The sequence below is a fragment of the Roseovarius nubinhibens ISM genome (genome assembly GCF_000152625.1).
In the GTDB taxonomy this organism is placed as follows: Bacteria; Pseudomonadota; Alphaproteobacteria; order Rhodobacterales; family Rhodobacteraceae; genus Roseovarius; species Roseovarius nubinhibens.
Genome location: NZ_CH724156.1, coordinates 387,878 through 405,187, shown reverse-complemented (window position 1 = coordinate 405,187; position 17,310 = coordinate 387,878). Strand labels below are relative to the sequence as shown.

The 17,310-nt window shown below is 62.7% G+C and carries 16 protein-coding genes; 9 read left to right on the top strand and 7 right to left on the bottom strand.

Translation table 11 applies throughout. The features are described from left to right. Positions 1-7 precede the first annotated feature (7 nt). The 5 genes from ISM_RS02080 to ISM_RS02060 all read left to right on the top strand — a co-directional run bounded on the left by ISM_RS02080 (position 8) and on the right by ISM_RS02060 (position 3,940). On the top strand, positions 8-820 hold the full coding sequence (locus tag ISM_RS02080; RefSeq protein WP_009812445.1) for an inositol monophosphatase family protein: 813 nt from the start codon (positions 8-10) through the stop codon (positions 818-820). Between the two features lie 23 nt (positions 821-843). After that, on the top strand, positions 844-1,344 hold the full coding sequence (locus ISM_RS02075; RefSeq protein WP_083780876.1) for a CAP domain-containing protein: 501 nt from the start codon (positions 844-846) through the stop codon (positions 1,342-1,344). 155 nt (positions 1,345-1,499) lie between these two features. Continuing rightward, complete coding sequence (mgtE, locus tag ISM_RS02070) at positions 1,500-2,891, top strand: magnesium transporter (protein WP_009812443.1); 1,392 nt, start codon at positions 1,500-1,502, stop codon at positions 2,889-2,891. Continuing rightward, a complete protein-coding gene (locus tag ISM_RS02065) occupies positions 2,888-3,454 on the top strand; it encodes a 5-formyltetrahydrofolate cyclo-ligase (protein WP_009812442.1) in 567 nt (188 codons plus the stop codon). The genes mgtE and ISM_RS02065 overlap by 4 nt, the downstream gene beginning before the upstream one ends. A gap of 9 nt (positions 3,455-3,463) precedes the next feature. After that, the gene (locus ISM_RS02060; protein WP_009812441.1) at positions 3,464-3,940 is read left to right on the top strand and encodes an OsmC family protein; all 477 of its coding nucleotides are present in this window, start codon (positions 3,464-3,466) and stop codon (positions 3,938-3,940) included. A 4-nt stretch (positions 3,941-3,944) separates the two neighbouring features. Here ISM_RS02060 and ISM_RS02055 read toward each other — a convergent pair whose 3' ends face one another. Next, entirely contained in the window at positions 3,945-5,573 is a 1,629-nt protein-coding gene (locus tag ISM_RS02055) for an AMP-binding protein (protein ID WP_009812440.1), read from the bottom strand. 160 nt (positions 5,574-5,733) lie between these two features. Here ISM_RS02055 and ISM_RS02050 point away from each other — a divergent pair, with 160 nt between their 5' ends. Together ISM_RS02050 and ISM_RS02045 are read left to right on the top strand one after the other, a co-directional pair. Beyond that, positions 5,734-6,378 (top strand): sulfotransferase family 2 domain-containing protein, encoded by a 645-nt coding sequence (locus ISM_RS02050; RefSeq protein ID WP_009812439.1) that lies wholly within the window; start codon positions 5,734-5,736, stop codon positions 6,376-6,378. Between the two features lie 169 nt (positions 6,379-6,547). After that, positions 6,548-7,210 carry a Hint domain-containing protein gene (locus ISM_RS02045; RefSeq protein ID WP_198011638.1) on the top strand — a complete coding sequence of 221 codons (663 nt, stop codon included), beginning with the start codon at positions 6,548-6,550 and terminating at the stop codon, positions 7,208-7,210. Between the two features lie 71 nt (positions 7,211-7,281). Here the strand turns inward: ISM_RS02045 and ISM_RS02040 are convergent, their stop codons facing one another. From ISM_RS02040 to ISM_RS02015, 6 genes are read right to left on the bottom strand one after another with little or no spacing between them, the layout of a single operon-like run. Continuing rightward, positions 7,282-9,480, bottom strand: a complete 2,199-nt coding sequence (locus ISM_RS02040) for a 3-hydroxyacyl-CoA dehydrogenase NAD-binding domain-containing protein (RefSeq protein ID WP_009812437.1) — start codon at positions 9,478-9,480, stop codon at positions 7,282-7,284. A gap of 23 nt (positions 9,481-9,503) precedes the next feature. After that, positions 9,504-10,715: an acetyl-CoA C-acetyltransferase gene (locus ISM_RS02035; protein WP_009812436.1), complete on the bottom strand. Its 1,212-nt coding sequence runs from the start codon at positions 10,713-10,715 to the stop codon at positions 9,504-9,506. Between the two features lie 14 nt (positions 10,716-10,729). Beyond that, positions 10,730-11,365, bottom strand: a complete 636-nt coding sequence (locus ISM_RS02030) for a glutathione S-transferase family protein (protein ID WP_009812435.1) — start codon at positions 11,363-11,365, stop codon at positions 10,730-10,732. 29 nt (positions 11,366-11,394) lie between these two features. Next, positions 11,395-11,607, bottom strand: coding sequence for a hypothetical protein (locus tag ISM_RS02025; protein WP_040617774.1), 213 nt, complete (start codon positions 11,605-11,607; stop codon positions 11,395-11,397). Positions 11,608-11,667: 60 nt separating this feature from the next. Then, on the bottom strand, positions 11,668-13,443 hold the full coding sequence (locus tag ISM_RS02020; RefSeq protein ID WP_009812433.1) for an acyl-CoA dehydrogenase C-terminal domain-containing protein: 1,776 nt from the start codon (positions 13,441-13,443) through the stop codon (positions 11,668-11,670). A 43-nt stretch (positions 13,444-13,486) separates the two neighbouring features. Then, positions 13,487-13,891 (bottom strand): MerR family transcriptional regulator, encoded by a 405-nt coding sequence (locus ISM_RS02015; RefSeq protein WP_009812432.1) that lies wholly within the window; start codon positions 13,889-13,891, stop codon positions 13,487-13,489. Between the two features lie 544 nt (positions 13,892-14,435). Here ISM_RS02015 and ISM_RS17630 point away from each other — a divergent pair. Continuing rightward, complete coding sequence (locus tag ISM_RS17630; RefSeq protein ID WP_083780874.1) at positions 14,436-15,905, top strand: calcium-binding protein; 1,470 nt, start codon at positions 14,436-14,438, stop codon at positions 15,903-15,905. Positions 15,906-16,182: 277 nt separating this feature from the next. Continuing rightward, positions 16,183-17,256, top strand: a complete 1,074-nt coding sequence (locus ISM_RS02005; RefSeq protein ID WP_040617773.1) for a PRC-barrel domain-containing protein — start codon at positions 16,183-16,185, stop codon at positions 17,254-17,256. Positions 17,257-17,310 lie beyond the last annotated feature (54 nt).

Sequence of the window (17,310 nt, the reverse complement as noted above, 5' to 3'; positions counted from 1 at the left end):
GCCGCGGATGACCGGACGCAAGGCGCAGCTGGCTGACAGCGCGCAAATCATTGAAACCGCCCATGCGATGGCCGACGCGGCCCGCCGGGCGGTTTTGCCGTTTTTCAGACATGGCGATCTTGTTGCCGACAACAAGGATGCCGCCGGCTTCGACCCGGTGACCGAGGGCGACCGCGCCGCCGAGCGCGCCATGCGCGCGCTGCTGGCCGAGCGCCGCCCCGAGGATGCGATCCTGGGCGAGGAATATGGGACGACCGAGGGCACCAGCGGGCTCACCTGGGTGCTCGATCCGGTGGATGGCACGCGCGGCTTTCTGTCGGGCACGCCGACCTGGGGGGTGCTCATCGCGCTCTCGGATGAGAGCGGGCCGCTCTATGGCATCGTGGATCAGCCCTATATCGGCGAGCGGTTTGAAGGCGGCCTTGGTCAGGCGCGGGTCGTCGGGCCGCAGGGCGAGGCCAAGCTCGTCACGCGCGGGCCGCGCGACCTGCAGGACTGTATCCTCTTCACCACCTTTCCCGAGCTGGGCAGTGCCGATGAGGCGGCGGCGTTTCGCGCGGTGTCGGACCGGGTGCAGCTCACCCGCTATGGGATGGATTGCTATGCCTATGCGCTCTTGGCGGCGGGGCAGATCGATCTGGTGATCGAGGCCGGGCTCAACGCCTATGACATTCAGGGGCCGATGGCGGTGATCGAGGCGGCGGGCGGCATTGTCACCGACTGGAAGGGCGGCCCGGCGCATATGGGCGGCCGGGTTCTCGCGGCGGCCAATGCGGCGCAGCACAAGGCCGCGCTCGACATTCTGTCGGACTGGCCCTGAGACGACACGAGAAGGAGAACGCCATGCGACCTGCGCGACATTTCATGATCCTTGCCACGACCCTGTTGCTCGCGGCCTGTGGCGGCGGCGGGATCGGGCCGGGGCCACAGGAATCCGTGGTCCGGGCCGGGCCGATCAGCCATATTCCCGGCGATCTCAGCCGGCAGGCGCTGGATGCGGTCAATTCCTACCGGGCCCAGTATTCACAGCCCCTGCTGCGCACCAATGGGCGGCTGGCGGCGGCGGCGGCCTCGCATGCGGCGGATATGGCGGCGACCGACGGGCTCAGCCATACTGGCAGCGATGGCGGCGATGTGGCCGATCGGGCGCGGGCGGCGGGCTATGACTATTGTTTCATTGCAGAAAATATCGCCCAAGGGCCGCAGGATATTCCCGAGGCGCTGGCGGGCTGGATGGCGTCACCGGGGCATCGGCAGAACATGCTCAACCCGCGGGCGCGCGAGATGGCCTTGGCGCAACGCGGGGCCTATTGGGTGATGGTGCTGGGCGAGCGCGGCTGCTGAGGCGCGGGGCCTGCGTTTTGCGGGAAAGGTGCCAAATTTTCCCGCTATCGTGAGGGCAGGTTTCGGGTTAGGGACGCGGCAACAAGGCCCGACAGGGGCATCAATTTCCCCGCGCGTGTGCCCAGCGCAAGGGGGCAGAGCGGGGAGCTGCGCCAATGAGCGAATATGACGACCAGCACGAGACCGAAGCCGAGCGCGACGAGGATGCCTATGCGCTCGACCCGCAGGCCATCGCGCGCATCATGTTCGCCGTTGATACCAATGACCGTGACCGGCTCTTGTCCGAGATGGAGCCGCTGCACGCGGCCGACATCGCCGACCTTCTCGAACAGCTCAACGCTTTTGACCGCCGCCGCCTGATCGAGCTCTACAGCAACGAGTTCGACGGCGAGATCCTGTCGGAGCTCGACGAATCGATCCGCGAGGACGTGCTGTCGATCCTGAGCCCCGAAGTCCTTGCCGAGGCGGTGCGCGAGCTCGACAGCGATGACGTGGTCGATCTCGTCGAGGATCTCGAAGAGGATCAGCAGGAGGCCATTCTAGAGGCGCTCGAAGACAGCGACCGGGCCGCCGTTCAGAAATCGCTCACCTATCCGGAATATTCCGCCGGTCGTCTGATGCAGCGCGAGGTGGTGATGGCGCCGGAGCATTGGAATGTCGGCGAAGCCATTGATTTCCTGCGTGATCAGGAGGAATTGCCGGATCAGTTCTATCACATCGTGCTGGTCGATCCGCGGCTGCGCCCGGTGGGCAATGTGACGCTGGGCAAGCTGATGGGCTCGCGCCGGGAAATCCTGCTCAAGAGCATTGCCGAAGAGACCTTCCACGTCATCCCGGTGACGCAGGACGAGGGCGACGTCGCCTATGCGTTCAACCAGTACCACCTGATTTCGGCGCCGGTGGTGGATGAAAACGACCGGCTCGTCGGGGTGATCACCATCGATGACGCGATGGTGGTGCTCGACGAGGAACATGAGGAAGACATCATGCGTCTCGCCGGGGTCGGCGAAGGCGGTCTCAACGACAATATCGCCGAGACGACGCGGCAGCGCTTTCCCTGGCTGGCGGTGAACCTGGTGACGGCGATCCTCGCGTCGCTGGTGATCTCGATGTTCGAGGATACGATTGCGAAATTCGTGTCGCTGGCGGTGCTGATGCCGATCGTCGCCTCGATGGGCGGCAATGCCGGCACCCAGAGCCTTACCGTGGCGGTGCGCGCCATCGCTACCAAGGACTTGACCGGGCGCAACGTCTGGCGCGTCATCCGGCGCGAGGTGCTGGTCGGGCTGGTCAATGGCACGATCTTTGCCGTGGTCATGGGGATCGTCGGCGTGCTGTGGTTCGGCGGGCCAGAGCTTGGCTATGTGATTGCCGCCGCAATGGTGATCAATCTTGTCGTTGCGGGCTTTGCCGGGACGGTGATCCCGGTGGTACTGGAACGTATCGGCGTCGACCCGGCGCTGGCCTCGGGGGCCTTTGTGACCACCGTGACCGATGTGGTCGGGTTCTTCGCCTTTCTGGGACTGGCAGGGATGTGGCTGTTGTGAGCGACGCGGCACTAATCGAGATCAAGGCAGAGGCGCGGCGGGCGGCCTTTGCCCGGCGCAAGGCGGCCCATGCGGCGGCGGCCCCCGGCGCGGCGGGGCGGCTCAGCGAGGTGCTGGCAGGCTATCGCGGCGTGCCGCTGGCGGGCTATATGCCGATCCGCACCGAGATCGACCCGCTGCCCGCCATGGCCGAGGCGGCGGCGCATGGGCCGGTCGGCGTGCCGGTGATCGTGGCCGAGGGCGCGCCGCTGGTCTTTTCGCGCTGGGAGCCGGAGTGCGAGATGGTGGACGGGCCGTTCGGCGCCTCGGTCCCGGCAAAGGGCGAGCTCTTTGAGCCGGAGATCCTCATCGTGCCGCTGGTCGGGTTTGACCGGCAGGGCGGGCGGCTTGGTTATGGCGGCGGGTTCTATGACCGGACGCTTGAAAAGCTCCGCGCGAAACGGCCGACGCTGGCCATCGGCTTTGCCTATGGCGCGCAGGAGGCGGCGCGGCTGCCGCTCGAAGTGACGGATCAGCCGCTCGATATGCTGGTGACAGAGGCCGAGGTGATCAGCTTCGGCTAGGGGGGCGACATGGCGGAACATCTCTATACGGCCGGGGTCACATGGACCGGCAACCGGGGCGAGGGGACGGCGCATTACCGCGCCTATGACCGCACATGGGATGTGAGCACGCCGGGCAAGCCGGTGGTGCATTGTTCGAACGATCCGCTTCTGGGCGGTGATCCGGGGCTGCACAATCCCGAGGATCTGTTGATTGCGGCGCTCTCGGCCTGTCACATGCTGTGGTTTTTGCATCTGGCGAGCGACGCGGGCATCACCGTGCTGGGCTATGAGGATGCGCCGGAGGCGGTGGGCGAGACCGAGGCCAATGGCGCGAGCCGCTTCCTGCGTGCCACGCTGCGCCCGCGCATTGTGCTGGCGGAGGGGGCGGACCCGGCCCGCGCCGACGCGGTCCATGGCGAGATCCACAAGGTCTGTTTCATCGCGCGGTCGGTGAATTTCCCGGTGGCGATCAAGGCGCGCTACAGCTTTCGCGCCAAGGGCTGATGGTTCAGCCCTCGGCGGCGATTTTGCGCAGTTCGAATTTCTGGATCTTGCCGGTCGAGGTCTTGGGCAATTCCTGAAACCGCACCTGTTTCGGCGTCTTGAACCCGGCGAGCCGTTCGCGGGCGAAGGCGATGATCGCGGCCTCGTCGCAGACCGCGCCCTCCTTCAACTCGACAAAGGCGCAGGGCACTTCGCCCCATTTGTCATCAGGCTTGGCCACCACGGCGCAGAGCAGCACTTCGGGGTGTTTCATCAACACGCCCTCGACCTCGATGGACGAGATGTTTTCGCCGCCCGAAATGATGATGTCCTTGGCCCGGTCGGCGATCTTGAGATAGCCGTCGGGATGTTGAAAGGCGATGTCGCCGGAGTGGAAATAGCCGCCCTTGAAGGCCTCTTTGGTGGCCTCGGGGTTCTTGAGATAGCCTTTCATCACCGCATTGCCGCGGATCATGATCTCGCCCTGGGTGGCGCCATCCATCGGCACCTGTTTCATCGTCTCGGGGTCGAGCGCGGTGATGTCCTCCATCATCGGCATCAAGACCCCGGTGCGGGCCTTGATCGCATAGCGTTCCTCGTCCTCCTCGCCGTCCCAGCGGGCGTGCCAGGTGCATTCGGTGACATGGCCATAGGTCTCGGTCAGGCCGTAGACCTGCGTCACGCTGAACCCCAGCGGCTCAATCGCGCGCAGCGTAGCGGCGGGGGGCGGCGCCCCGGCGGTGTAGGTCTGCACGATATGGTCAAAGGCGCGCCGGTCCTCGGGCTTGGCGTTGACGATCATGTTGAGCACGATGGGCGCGCCACCCATATGGGTCACGCCGTCATCGGCGATGGCGTCATAGATGGCGCGGGCGGTGATGTCGCGGCAGCAGACCACACAGCCGCCGACCAGCGGCATCATCCAGCTGTGGTTCCAGTTGTTGCAGTGAAAGAGCGGCACGATGGTGAGATAGCGCGCCTGATGCGGCATTGGCCAGCTCACCGCCGTGCCCATGGTCATCAGATAGGCGCCGCGATGGTGATAGACCACGCCCTTGGGGCGGCCCGTGGTGCCCGAGGTATAGTTGAGCGCGAGGCTCTCCCATTCGTCCTTGGGCATGATCCAGTTGAAATCCTCGTCACCGCTGGCGAGGAAATCCTCATATTCGAGATAGCGGCCAGTGGCGGGGTATCCGGCCTGCGGGTCGGCCACCTCGACGATTTGCGGGCCCTTGCCTTTCATCCGGGCGATGGCGGCCTCGGCCAGCGGCAAGAGCGCGGTGTCGACAAGGGCGAGCTGCGCCTCGCCATGGCCGAAGATATAGGAGATCGTGTCGGGCTCGAGCCGGGTGTTGATCGCGTTGAGCACCGCGCCGCTGGCGGGCACGCCGAAATGCGCCTCGACATGGGCGGGGACGTTGGGCAGCAGCGTCGCCACCACATCGCCGGGGCGCAGCCCGAGGTTCTTCAGCGCCGAGGCGAGCTGGGTGACGCGGGCGTGATACTCGCGATAGCTGCGGCGGGTCTCGCCATAGACCAGCGCTTCGTAATCGGGATAGATCTGCACGGCGCGGCGCAGATGCGACAGCGGCGTCAGCGGCACGAAATTCGCCGCGCATTTGTCGAGCCCTGTCTCGTCCTTCATCCAGCCCATCGAATCCTCCCTGATTCTCCTCGCCCGGTTGGGTGACAATATTGAGAAAAATCCGCCGGTCAATTTTTTAATTGTCTTACAATTGAAGGCGGCACAGCGAAATCGCCCTCGGCAGGCCTATTGGCGTTCCCAGCGGCGGGGCGGCGGGCTAGGGTGGGGCATGATCATTTCGACCCGGCGCCGCTATATCTTTGTGCATATCCCCAAGACCGGCGGCACCTCTTTGGCGCTGGCGCTCGAGGCGCGGGCGGCGGCGGATGACATCTTGATCGGCGACACGCCCAAGGCGCAGCGGCGGCGCGGGCGGCTCAAGGGGCTGCAGGCGGCGGGGCGGCTGTGGAAACATTCGACGCTGGCGGATATCGAAGGCCTCCTGCCGCCCGAGCAGATGGCGCAGATGAAGGTGATCTGCATGGTGCGCAACCCGTGGGACCGGCTGGTGAGCTATTACCATTGGCTGCAGGAGCAGACATTCGACCATGAGGCGGTGCGGCTGGCGCAAGGGCTGAGCTTTTCCGGGTTTCTCAATCATCCGCATACGCAGGCGTCTTTCCTGCAATGGCCCTTCGAGCGGCATGTCACTTTGGCAAATGGGGCAAAACGGGGCGATTTCTTCGTCAGGCTGGAAGATTTCCAACGCGATATCGCCGCATTCGAGGCCCATCTCGGCTTTGGGATAGAGCTACCAAAGGTCAATGTATCAAGGCGCAGACGCGATTATCGCAGCTATTACTCCGAGGCCGATTCGGAGCTCGTCGCACGGCTCTGTGCCGAGGATATCGCGCGGTTTGGCTATGCGTTTTAGGCGTGGATACAGAAACTTTAAATCAATTCCCTCACGATTGGTGCAACCGCCCGAACAGTGACGCGATTGCGCCATAATCTCGGCACAACTCCATCCCGAATCGCAGGCAGGTTGATCCCAGCTGCTCGGACAGGCGGGGCGCAGAATGTGCCAACACAAGGGGATGACGATGTTTGCAGAAAGAGTGACGGCCAAGGGACGGCCAGCGGAGGGCACGGTCGGGACGCCGGGCCGGGACTGCGGAACTCATGAAAAAGCCGTGATCGTGGCGACGGGCCTTTTGTCCGACACGCAGGTGGCCACGCCGATGGGCTGGCGCGCGGTGGAGGGCCTCGTCGCGGGCGATATGGTGCTGACCTTCGACAACGGCTTCCGCGAGGTGACCGCCGTCGAGAGCGCCAAGATCTGGACCGGTGACGGGCTTGCGCCGCAGGATCACTGGCTGGTCGAGATGCCGGCCAACACGCTCGGCAACCGGACGACATTGCGGCTGCCACCGCAACAGGGCGTCATGGTCGAAAGCGACGCGGCCGAGCTGCTTTATGGTGATCCGTTCAGCGTGATCCCGGCGCTGGCGCTCGAGGCGCTGCCGGGGGTGAGCCGCCTGCCGGTGCGGGCCAAGACCCGCTGTGTCACGCTGCGCTTTGCCGAAGAAGAGGTGGTGTTTTCGCGAGAGGGCGGTCTGCTGCACTGCCCGTCGTCGCGCGATCTGCTCGATCTCGATGGCGACCGTCCGCAATACGAGATGCTGCCGCTGACGCTGGCACGGGACATTGTCGAGACGCTGACGCTTCAGGAGGCACGCGCCTCGGAGCTGTGCCCGGTGATCTGACGGAGGGCAGATTGACGGGTCTTGGGGGAGGGCCGGGGGAAACCCCGGGCCCTTTGTTGTTTTGGGGGCGATCAGGCGGCGGCCTTTTCGCCGGCAAAGCGGCCATAGAAGCTCTGGCCTTTGTCCGCCATCTCGCGCAGCAGCGCGGGCGTGGCAAAGCGGGGGCCAAAGGCCTCGGCCAGCTCGTCACAGCGGTCCGCCGCATAGGGCGTGCCGAGAATGTCGAGCCAGGAGAACGGCCCGCCCGACCAGGGCGCAAAGCCCCAGGCGAGGATCGCGCCGACATCGCCTTCGCGGATGTCCTCGAGGACACCCTCTTCGAGCGCGCGCACCGCTTCGAGCACCTGCGCGAACATCAGGCGATGCTGCACGGTGATGAGATCGGGCTGATCCTCGGCGCGGGGGTATTTCTCTTCGAGACCGGACCAATAGCCCTGACGCTTGCCCTTGTCGTCATAGTCGAAGAAGCCCTTGGCGGTCTTGCGACCGAGCCGGCCTTCGCCTTCCATCCAGAAGATGACCTCATCCACCGCCGCATCGGGATAGTCATCCCCCATGGCGGCACGGGTGGCGCGGGCGATCTTGGCCCCGAGATCGATCGAGGTCTCGTCCACCAGCTGCAGCGGCCCCACCGGAAAGCCCAGCTGACGTGCCGCATTGTCGATGAGGGCGGGGGCGACGCCCTCGGCCACCATGCGGATGCCCTCGTTGATATAGGGGATGATGCAACGGTTGCAGTAGAAGAACCGCGCGTCATTGACCACGATCGGTGTCTTGCGGATCTGGCGCACATAGTCGAGCGCCTTGGCCACCGCCCGCGGGCCGGTGTCGCGGCCCTTGATGATCTCGACCAGCATCATCTTCTCGACCGGCGAGAAGAAATGGATGCCGATGAAGTTCTCGGCGTTTTTCGACGCTTTGGCCAGTTCGGTGATCGGCAGGGTCGAGGTGTTGGTGGCAAAGATGCAATTGTCATCGGTCACCGCATCGACGGCCTTGGTCACCTCGGCCTTGACGGCGGGGTCTTCGAACACCGCCTCGATGATCAGGTCGCAGCCCTTGAGCGCGGCATAATCCGTGGTGGCGGTGATGCGGCCGAGAACCTCGTCCTTCTTGGCCTCGGTCGCCTTGCCGCGTTTGATGCCCTTGTCCATGTAGTCGGCGGTGTAGGATTTGCCGCGATCGGCGGCCTCCTGTTTCTGGTCGATGAGCACGACCTCCATCCCCGCCTGCGCCGAGACGAGCGCGATGCCCGCGCCCATCATGCCGGCGCCCATGACGCCGACCTTGCGGACGGTTTCATCGGCCACATCGGGGCGGTTCGCGCCTTTTTCAAGCGCTTCCTTGTTGATGAAGAGCGACCGGATCATCGCGCTCGACGAGGGGTTCATCAGCACATTGGTGAACCAGCGGGCTTCGATCTTGATCGCCGTGTCAAAGGGCACGAGCGCGCCCTCATAGACCGCCGAAAGAAGCGCCTTGGCCGCCGGAAACGCACCTTGGGTCTTGCCATGGACCATCGCCGAGGCGCCGACAAAGGTCATGAAGCCCGCCGGATGATAGGGCGCGCCGCCGGGCATTTTATAGCCCTTCTCATCCCAGGGCTTGACGATATTGGGCTCGGACAGAACCCATTCGCGGGCCTTCTCGATGAGCTGATCGGCAGGCACCACCTCGTCCACGACACCGGCCTGCTTGGCCTTCTTGGGATCGTTGAGCTTGCCCTCGAGCAGCAGGGGCGAGGCCGCCATCGCGCCCATCTTGCGCACCAGCCGCGTGGTGCCGCCCATGCCGGGGAATATGCCGACCATGATCTCCGGCAGGCCGATCTTGGCCTTGGGATTGTCGGCGGCAAAGATGCGGTGGCAGGCGAGCGGAATTTCGAGCCCGATGCCAAGCGCGGTGCCGGGCAGGGCGGCGGCGATGGGCTTGCCGCCCTTGTTGGTCTTGGGGTCCATGCCGGCACGTTCGATCTTGCGCAGGATATTATGGCATTGCATCAGCCCATCCATCAGCCCCTGCGCCGGGTTGTCGCCCGCGCTTTCCTTTATCCGGGCGATGATGTTGAGATCCATCCCGCCGGCGAAAGAACCCTCCTTGCCGGAGGTGAGGATGACGCCCTTGATCGCGTCATCGGCCAGCGCCTTGTCGATCAGCGCGTCGAGATCGATGAACCCTTGCTGGTTCATCACGTTCATCGACTTGCCTTGCGTGTCCCAGGTGATGATCGCGACGCCGTCGGCGCCTGTCTCCATGGTGAAATCGGTCATGTCTTTCTCCTCTGTCCTGGCGCTCAGACGCGTTCGATGATCGTGGCCGCGCCCATGCCGGACGCGATGCAGAGCGTGGCGAGACCCACCTCCTTGTCCGAGCGTTCGAGCTCGTCCAGAAGCGTGCCGATGATGATCGCCCCGGTCGCGCCGAGCGGGTGGCCCATGGCGATCGAGCCGCCGTTGACATTGACCAGCGAAGGATCGACGTCAAAGGCCTGCTGAAAGCGCAGCACGACGCTGGCAAAGGCTTCATTGACCTCGAAAAGGTCGATGTCGCCGATCTTCATGCCGCTGTCGGCGAGGATCTTTTCGGTGGCAGGCACCGGCCCGGTCAGCATGATCGTGGGATCGGTGCCGATCTTGCAGGTCTGGCGGATGCGGGCGCGCGGCTTGAGCCCATAGGCCTTGCCGAACTCCGCATTGCCGATGAGAACGCCCGCCGAGCCATCGACGATGCCCGAGCTGTTGCCGGCGTGGTGGATGTGGTTGATCCGCTCGAGATGCGGGTATTTGAGCTTGGCCACCGCGTCAAAGCCCGGCATCACCTCGCCCATCGCCTGAAAGCTCGCGTTGAGGCTGCCGAGCGCCTGCATGTCGGTGCCCGGGCGCATGTATTCGTCATGGTCGAGAATGGTGAGCCCGTTTTGGTCCTTCACCGTGATGATGGATTTCTCGAACCGGTTGTCGTCCCAGGCCGCCTTGGCGCGTTTCTGGCTTTCGACCGCCAGCGCATCGGCCTGATCACGGGTGAACCCGTATTCGGTGGCGATGATGTCGGCGCTGATGCCTTGCGGCACGAAATAGCTGTCCATGGCCACGGTCGGATCGACGGCAATCGCCGCCCCGTCGCTGCCCATGGCAACGCGGCCCATCATTTCGACGCCGCCCGCGATATAGGCCTGACCGGCACCGCCGCGCACTTGGTTGGCGGCGAGGTTCACCGCCTCCATGCCGGAGGCGCAGAACCGGTTGATGGCGAGGCCCGGAATGCTCTCGTCGAGATCGGAGGCGAGCACGGCGGTCCGTGCCAGACAGCCACCCTGTTCCATCACCTGGGTGACATTGCCCCAGATCACATCCTCGACGGCATGCCCGTCGAGACCGTTGCGCTCTTTGAGCGCGTTGAGAACCTGTGCCGAGAGCCGCACGGAGGTCACTTCGTGCAGGGCGCCGTCCTTGCGGCCTTTGCCGCGCGGGGTGCGGACGGCATCGTAGATATAGGCGTCAGACATGATGTCTCCTTTCATCAGGCCCGGTCCGCAGGGGAGCCGGGCATCAGGTCATAGGGGTGTTTCCAACCGGGCACGGCCTCGATATGGCTCAGCCAGCGGTCGATATTGGACCAGTCCTTGCGGTCGAAACCGAAAGGCTCGGGATAGAAGAGATAGCTGCAGCAGGACATATCGGCATTGGTGAGCCCGTCACCGACGATCCAGTCGCGGCCCTCGAGATGCATGTCGAGCGTCTGATAGGCGGCTTTGAGACGGCCCTGCTGAAAGGCGATGACCTCGGCGGGGCGCTTGTCGGCGGCGAGAAAATTCATCAAGAACCGCGTCATCCCGGCGGGCGAGCTGAGCTTGTGATTGTCCCAGAACATCCAGCGCAGCACTTCGCGCGCCTCAGCGGCGTCCTTGCCGCCGAATTTCCCGGTCTTTTCCGTGATATGCATCTGCATGACGCCGGATTGGGTGAGGGTCAGATCGCCGTCGATCATCACCGGCACTTCGCCCATCACGTTGATCTTGCGAAACTCGGGCGTGCGGGTTTCACCGCCGAAGAAATCGACATGCACCGGCGCCCAGTCGAGCCCGGCCAGTTCGAGCGCCAGCGCCGCCTTATAGGCATTGCCGCTCTCGCCCATGCAGTAAAGTTTGATGGTCATTGCGCCCTGATCCTCCCTCGGGGGTTGCGTCATTTCTTGCGGGCCTCGAGATCGGAATTGAAGATCCGAAGCCGGTGACCGAACGTGTCCTCGTCAATCACACTGTCGAAATTCTCGAACAGAAAGGACAGCGCCTCGCCCTCGTCGAGCCCGGCCTCCTGCGCAAAGCGGCGCAGGCGGCGATAGCCATCCTCGGTCATCGCCGCGTTGAAGCGGCGGGTCAGGCGAAATCGCTTTGGCATGGGCCATCCTCCCTGTTGTCTGTCCCGGCCCACCCCTCCTCGGGCGGGCCGGGCCTTGGATCAGAACCGGTCGGCGTCGAGCGCCATCACCGGGTCCGCCCCGCTTTCGATCCGCGCCAGATGCAGCTTGGTCGCGGGCAGGCGGCGCGTCATGTAGAACCGCGCGGTGGCGAGCTTGGTTTCGTGGAAATTCGCATCGCCACGACCCTCGGCCAGCGCCTTGAGCGAGGCCTCGGCCATGCGCCCCCACATCAGGCCAAGGCAGACATGGCCAAAGAGATGCATGAAATCATAGGACCCGGCCAGCGCGGCGTTGGGGTTCTTCATCCCGTTCTGCATGAAGAACATGCCCGCCGATTGCAAATCCTTGGAGGCGGATTTCAGCGGTTCGGTAAATTCGGCCATGGCGCCGTCGGTGCCGGCCTCCTTGATAAAGCCCTTCACCAAGTCGAAAAACGCCATCACATGCTTGCCGCCATCCTGGGCGAGCTTGCGCCCCACCAGATCGAGCGCCTGCACGCCATTCGCACCCTCGTAGATCATCGCGATCCGGGCATCGCGGGTGAATTGCGACATGCCGGTTTCCTCGATATAGCCATGGCCGCCATAGACCTGCTGGGCCTGCACGGTCATGTCATAGCCCTCATCGGTGAGGAAGCCCTTGATCACCGGGGTGAGCAGCGACACCATGCCATGCGCCGCCTCGTCCTTGCCGCGTTCGGCCCGGTCGATCATCTGCGCGCCCCACAGAAGGAAGGCCCGCGCGCCCTCGATGAAACTCTTCTGATCCAGAAGGTTACGGCGAATGTCGGGATGCACGATGAGCGGATCGGCCGGCCCGTCGGGGTTCTCCACACCGGTCACGCTGCGCCCTTGCAGGCGGTCGCGGGCATAGTCGAGCGCGTTTTGATAGGCCACTTCGGCCTGCGCCAGACCCTGCATGCCGACGCCGATCCGGGCCTCGTTCATCATGGTGAACATGGCGCGCATGCCCTTGTGTTCTTCGCCCAAGAGCCAGCCCTTGGCGCCGTCGTAATCCATCACACAGGTGGAATTGCCGTGAATGCCCATCTTCTCTTCGATCTTCGAGCATTTGACGCCATTGCGCTCGCCAAGGCTGCCATCTTCCTTGACGAGGAATTTCGGCACGATGAAGAGCGACACGCCCTTGATGCCCTCGGGCCCGCCGGGGATCTTGGCAAGAACCAGATGGATGATGTTCTCGGCCATGTCATGTTCGCCCGCCGAGATGAAGATCTTCTGGCCAGAGATCGCATAGCTGCCATCGTCCTGCGGCACGGCCTTGGAGCGCATGAGACCCAGATCGGTGCCGCAATGGGGCTCGGTCAGGTTCATCGTCCCGGTCCAGTCGCAGCTGAACATCTTGGGCAGGTAAGTGTCTTTTTGCTGATCCGTGCCATGGACGAGAATGGCCGAGGCCGCGCCATGGGTCAGGCCCTGATACATGGTAAAGGCCTGGTTTGCGCCCGAGAACATCTCGCCCACGGCGGTGCCCAGGAGATAGGGCATGTTCTGGCCACCATATTGTTCGGGCAGGTCGAGCGCGGTCCAGCCGCCTTCGCGCACCTGGTCAAAGGCTTCCTTGAACCCTTTCGGCGGGCGCACCACACCGTTTTCGAGAACACAGCCCTCCTGATCGCCCACCGCGTTCAGCGGGTGCAGCACTTCGCCCGCGATCTTGCCCGCCTCTTCGAGCACGGCAGAGGTGAAATCGGGTTCGAGCTCGGCATAGCCCGGGGTCGGGTCATTGGCCACGTCGAGAACATCGTGCAGCAGGTATTGAATATCCTGGGTGGGCGCGGTGTAGCGGGTCATGTTTTAAGTCTCCTCCACTTAAACGTCTTTGTCGGGGCCGAGGTTATTCGGCAGCTTTCTTGTCGGGGTCGAGCGAGCCGAGCACATTCGACACCCAGTCCATCTGGTCGCGCAGATCGGTGATCGCATGGTCGAGCTCTTCGCGCTGCGCTTCCATCGCCTCGAGCCGCTCTTGGGCGAGGGCGAGGGTTTCCTTCATCTGCGTATATTGCTGATCGCCGGTGTCATAGAGATCGAGAAGCTGGCGGATCTCTTCGAGGCTAAAGCCGAATCTCTTGCCGCGCAGGATCAGCTTGAGCCGGGCGCGGTCGCGGCGCGTGAACAGGCGTTTCTGCCCATCGCGGATCGGAAAGAGAAGCTCTTTGGCCTCGTAAAATCGCAAGGTGCGCGGGGTCACGTCAAAGGCGTCGCACATCTGGCGGATGGTTCGTGTGTCCGTGTCGGTCATTCTCGTCTCGTCTCGAAGCATTCGGGAAAGGCGCGGCTGATAGAGACAGCATAACGCCCTGATTGACGTTTACGTAAGTGATACGTTGCGTCAATTGAAGGCCTGACAGGAAGCAATGGTGCGCAGGCACCCTTCGCCGCGATGATTTCCGCCTCTTTAGGAGGCCGGCGGTACTGTGTCTCGGCCCCTCATAGGGCGTTTCTGAAAGAAATGTTAATTAGCCGCGCCATAGGGCTCGAAAAGCGAATAGTGAAATCGGAAGCAGCATAGTTTTTATAGAAAGTATGTTGAGAACCGCATGACGTGCTTTGCCGATAAACTTGATTAATTGAACTCGTTCGCCTTAGAGGTGTTTCGGTAATGCATTTTTCTATATGGTTGGGTTTCTATTTTTTTTAGTAAAGTCATTTGTTTGAAAGAAAGTTAAGCCCAACTTGTTGACACCTGCTTAAATATAGAGGCAGCCTGATCATTCGCGGCGAAATGATATTGGCATTTCGATGTGTGAGTTTTGGTAAATGTGCTCTATTCGGAGGTTGGTTAAATGGTAAATCGTACGGTGACGGAGAGGCGTCTCGCGGGAACGGATAATGTTGATACGTTAAGAGGTATTGCGCAAAACAATGAGAGACAGATCCATGTTTACGCCGATGACGGCGCGGACAGGATCATTCTGGACTTTGCAAACATCGATAAGTTTGCCCACGGTCATCACGTTCGTGGCGATCGGGATGCGGACAAGGATCGCTATTCGGACACGTTCAACTTCACCAATCTTGGCCGGGTTGACGATGTGATAGTGGGCCGGTTCGAGGATTTCGAGGTCGACCGGGACAAGCTGCAGATCGGCGGCAGCACGTTGAGCCTTTCAAATCTCGAGCGGGGGTACGGCACGAACGGGGGCTATAGCTGGCGCATCGTGGAATATGATGCGGACAGACGGGATGATCAGCCGGCTAAACAGCAATGGCTGCTGATCGACACCAAGGGCGGGTATGTTTTTTATGCCCTTGAAGGTGCGCGCGTTTCCGATGGGAAGGGGGCCTCGAACACAGGAGCGCAAGAGGCTCATTTTGTCGGCGCAGGTAACGGGCATAAGGTGACGGCATCAGAGCTCAAGGCGCTGAAAACTGTCGGCTATGTTGACCCCCAGAACTATGTGCCGAAGGGCTATTCGGCCCGCGACGGTAACATCATCAACGATTATGACGCTAACTATGCAGCTTCTCGACGCACGATTGATGGTGGCGACGGCCGGGATCTCATCGCGGCGGGGCTCAACAATGATCGGGTCGAGGCCGGGAATGGCAATGATATTGTCTGGGGCGGCAGCGGCAATGACACGATCTATGGTCAAGGCGGCGCCGATTCCCTGATGGGCGGCACGGGCAACGACTATATTTCCGGGGGCACCTCGAATGACACGATCCGCGGCGAAACCGGCGCCGATCGACTCTATGGCAATTCCGGAAATGACCGAATTTTCGGCGGGGCGAACAATGACGTCCTCAACGGTGGCGGCGGAGATGATCGGCTCTACGGCGGCTCGGGCGCCGACCATATGAAGGGGGGGACCGGGCGCGACCATCTCGATGGCTCGTCGGGCAACGATAGCCTTTATGGCAATGCCGGCAATGACACGCTTATCGGCGGCAGCGGCCGCGATGTTCTGAACGGCGGCGGGGAAAATGATGTTCTCCGCGGCGGCAACGACAGGGATCTTCTGCACGGATCGACCGGGAATGATGTGCTGACCGGCGGCGCGGCGGAGGATCGCTTTGTCTTCCGCGATGGTTGGGACCGCGACCGGATCACCGATTTCAACAAATCCCAAGACACGCTGCTCCTCGACAACAACCTTTGGTCGGGCAGCTTGTCCACCAGCCAGGTGGTCAGCCGTTTTGCCAAAGACACCGGCAGCAATGTCGTGTTCGATTTCGGCGGCGGCGACACGCTGACCTTGCAAGGGGTCGGCTCGATCTCGGGGCTGTCCGACGCCATCGACATCATCTGAAACCTTCCATGGGGCGGCGTGTCTCTCTGCGCGCGGCCTCATCCGGTTTCATGATCTCTGATCCGTCCTGACGCAACCTGAGCCGGTGGGCGCGACACCCGCTGTGTGTCTCAGGGCGAAGAGCGCCCGAGGGGCATGGGCAAATCTTCGCGGCAGTGCAAGGGGTTGATCAGGGCCGGGCGGGGGGATGTGAAAAATCTCGCCCCGCCCGGAACCGCACCGACAGTTTGGCGTTGATCCACCACGAAGCAATTCAACCCGACTATCGGAGGAAAACATGAAACGTCTTCTGACAACTGCTGCAACTGCCCTCGTGCTCAGCACTGGCGCCTATGCCCAGGACGCAGGCCAGGCCACCAGCTATGAATTCAATGCCGAGCAGGATTTCTACGCATCGAACCTGATCGGTATGCGTGTTTATCGCGCCGAGCAAGAATTTGAAAACGAAGCGAAAATCAACGCCGACGCCACCCAGGAATGGGATGACATCGGTGAAGTCAACGACCTGATCGTCAACACCAACGGCGAAGTCGAAGTGGCCATCATCGGCGTCGGCGGCTTCCTCGGCATTGGTGAAAAAGACGTGGCCATCAACATGGACAGCATCAAGGTGCTGCATGAGGACGGCGACAGCGGCGAGCGGTTCCTCGTTGTGAACATCGCCCCGGAAGAGCTTGAATCGGCTCCCAATGTGGAGCGTGAAGGCCGCCGCACCCTGGCCGCTGCCAACCCCGAAGAAGGCCCGATGTCCGAAGAGGTCGCAGCCAATGCTGACACCCAGGCTCAGGCCGAGGGCGACGCTGCCAACACCGACCTGACCGCTCAGGTTGATGCTGACGCCAACGCGGAAAACGCCGAAGCCAATGCGGACGCCAACGCTGATGCGAATGCTGACACGATGGCCACTGCCGAGACCAACGCAGAGGTCGACGCCACCGCAGAAGCCGCCACCACCGAGATGGCCGAGGGCGAAGCCAAGGCCGATGCCGAGACCACCGAGATGGCAGAGGCCGGCACCGAGCGCACCCCGCTCGAGCGTCCGCAGATGCAGCTCGAAGGGTACAATGAAGTCACCGACTTCACCAAAATCTCGACCGACACCCTGGTGGGCGAGCGTGTCTATGGCACCAATGACGAAGATGTTGGCGAGATCGGCAACCTGATCCTCACCGACAGCGGTGAAGTCGAGCATGCCATCATCGACGTCGGCGGCTTCCTCGGCATTGGCGAAAAAGAGATCGCCGTGTCCTTCGAGGAACTGCAGGTGCTCAACGATGAAAACGGCAACGTGCGCGTCTACATCAACGCCACCGAGGAAGAGCTGGAACAACAGCCCGAATATGACGGCTAATCCTGCCTGACCGTTGTGTAACAAGTTTCGGCGGCCGCATCAGCGGCCGCCTTT